We start from the raw sequence: 206 nt of genomic DNA on the forward strand, positions 1-206 counted from the left end.
AGGCGAAAGGATTTTCTACAAAAACTATCTACTAAATTAATACAAGAAAATGATATTATTTGCATAGAAGATTTACAGGTAAAGAATATGACTAGAAATCATAAACTATCTCGTTCTATTTCTGATGTATCATGGTCAGAATTTGTTCGTCAATTAGAATACAAGGCTAATTGGTATGGCAGACAAATTGTAAAGGTAGGTAAATT

1 protein-coding gene is annotated in these 206 nt (G+C 29.1%); it reads left to right on the forward strand.

Annotation, left to right across the window (positions count from 1 at the left end; translation table 11 throughout):
* A partial coding sequence (locus KGF36_RS20080; protein WP_227850951.1) for an IS200/IS605 family accessory protein TnpB-related protein occupies nucleotides 1-206 on the forward strand: 206 nt, incomplete at both ends.

This window comes from Clostridioides sp. ZZV14-6009 (genome assembly GCF_020658095.1).
GTDB lineage: Bacteria > Bacillota > Clostridia > Peptostreptococcales > Peptostreptococcaceae > Clostridioides.